Below are 1,541 nucleotides of genomic sequence, written 5' to 3' on the forward strand. Positions count from 1 at the left end.
GCTCGCGCGCGCCGGAGCGACATCCGCCGTGGCTGCGGCGCGCGCCGGGCGTGCGGCGCCGGCCGGTGGCAGCTGCAACTCGATGGCGAGCGGGGCGCCGGCGAACTCTTCGCCGAGTTCCTCGACGCGGCGCAGGTAGCGCTCGCGCACCCATTGCAGCACGAAGCGGTTGGGCGCGATGAGCGCCCAGCCACCCTCGCCGGGTTCGGCCCGCAGGGTCTTGATCCAGGTGTTGAACTGCTGCTGGGGCAGCTCCTGTTCAAGGCGCGACAGGCAGAAGGTCCAGAAATCTTGAGTCACGGCGGGGGCTTGGATGTCGTCGGGCAGGATGGCGGGAAAGCGTGCGGCGGGTCAGGCTGCAGCGGGATTCCTGATGCGCGGCGCCTGGGGGCGCGGCCGGGTTGCTGTACGAGTCGGGGAGTTGTACCGACGGTGCACTCGAGCGGCGCACTGTGCGCGCCTCGCCCCGCGCAGCAGCGCATGGGAGCGTGGCGTCGAAGGGAGCATTCTAAACTGCGGAGGCAGACTTATCCACAGGCTCGGGCAAAAATTCTTATTGACAAACATGGCATTATCCATTTAACTCTCGCGTTTGACCTAACACTGGCAGTCCGATCATGAAACGCACTTATCAGCCCTCCGTTGTCCGCCGCAAGCGCACCCATGGTTTCCTGGTCCGCATGAAGACCCGTGGCGGCCGTGCGGTCATCCGCGCACGCCGTGCCAAGGGTCGTCACCGCCTCGCCGTCTGAGGTGGTTTCGCCCACGGGCGCTGACCAGGGTTTCCGCAGCGCTCACAGATTGCACAAAACGGATGAGTATTCATCCGTTTTTGCTTTTCGGCGGGCGCTGCGCGGCCGGTTCTACATGCTGCACTACCGGCCCAATGGTCTGGACACCGCCCGCCTCGGCGTGGTGGTGGCGAAGAAGCTGGCCAAGCGCGCCAACGTGCGCAACCTGGTCAAGCGCATCGCGCGCGAGATCTTCCGGCGCCAGCGCATCGAGCTTCCGGCGATGGACTTGGTCGTGCGCCTGAACGCGCCGGTGGCCAAGGCCACGCGCGCCGAGATCAACCTCGACCTGCTCTCCCTTCTGCAAAGGCTGCCCCGGCAATGAAGACCGTGCTGATCGCCCTGCTGCGTTTCTACCGCTACGCGATCAGCCCGATGCTCGGCCGCAATTGCCGCTTTCACCCGACCTGCTCCGAGTACGCGATCGAGGCCGTGCAGCGCCACGGCGCGTTGCGTGGCGGCTGGATGGCCGCGAAACGGGTGGGGCGCTGTCATCCCTTCAATCCGGGCGGGTATGATCCCGTTCCCTGACCTGAGACAGAACGATTCCGATGGATCAACGCCGCCTCATCCTCTTTCTGATTTTCTCCTTCTCGCTCGTCATGCTGTGGGACGGCTGGATCAAGCAGAACCAGCCTCCCGTGGCCCAGCAGCAGGCCGCCGCCGGAAGCGCGGCGCCGGCCGACGGCGCGGTGCCCACGCCCACGTTGAGCGCCACGCCCGGCCAGCCGGTGGTGCCGGGCGAGCAGG

The 1,541-nt window shown here is 66.6% G+C and carries 4 protein-coding genes and 1 pseudogene; 4 read left to right on the top strand and 1 reads right to left on the bottom strand.

The features are described 5' to 3' along the window. Positions 1-300, bottom strand: a 300-nt coding sequence (locus tag C665_RS19520; protein ID WP_004329518.1) for a DnaA N-terminal domain-containing protein, incomplete at its 3' end; no start/stop codon positions are given. A gap of 317 nt (positions 301-617) precedes the next feature. Between C665_RS19520 and rpmH the strand changes: the two genes are divergently transcribed. From rpmH to C665_RS19535, 4 genes and pseudogenes are all read left to right on the top strand, one after another. After that, positions 618-752, top strand: coding sequence for a 50S ribosomal protein L34 (gene rpmH / locus C665_RS20470; RefSeq protein WP_002926183.1), 135 nt, complete (start codon positions 618-620; stop codon positions 750-752). Position 753: 1 nt separating this feature from the next. Further along, positions 754-1,116 carry a ribonuclease P protein component gene (rnpA, locus tag C665_RS19525; RefSeq protein ID WP_012586328.1) on the top strand — a complete coding sequence of 121 codons (363 nt, stop codon included), beginning with the start codon at positions 754-756 and terminating at the stop codon, positions 1,114-1,116. Then, entirely contained in the window at positions 1,113-1,322 is a 210-nt protein-coding gene (gene yidD / locus C665_RS19530; RefSeq protein ID WP_004329522.1) for a membrane protein insertion efficiency factor YidD, read from the top strand. The genes rnpA and yidD overlap by 4 nt, the downstream gene beginning before the upstream one ends. A gap of 20 nt (positions 1,323-1,342) precedes the next feature. Beyond that, positions 1,343-1,541: pseudogene (locus C665_RS19535) on the top strand (membrane protein insertase YidC); the annotation flags it as partial.

The organism is Thauera aminoaromatica S2, from assembly GCF_000310185.1.
Classification (GTDB): Bacteria; Pseudomonadota; Gammaproteobacteria; order Burkholderiales; family Rhodocyclaceae; genus Thauera; species Thauera aminoaromatica.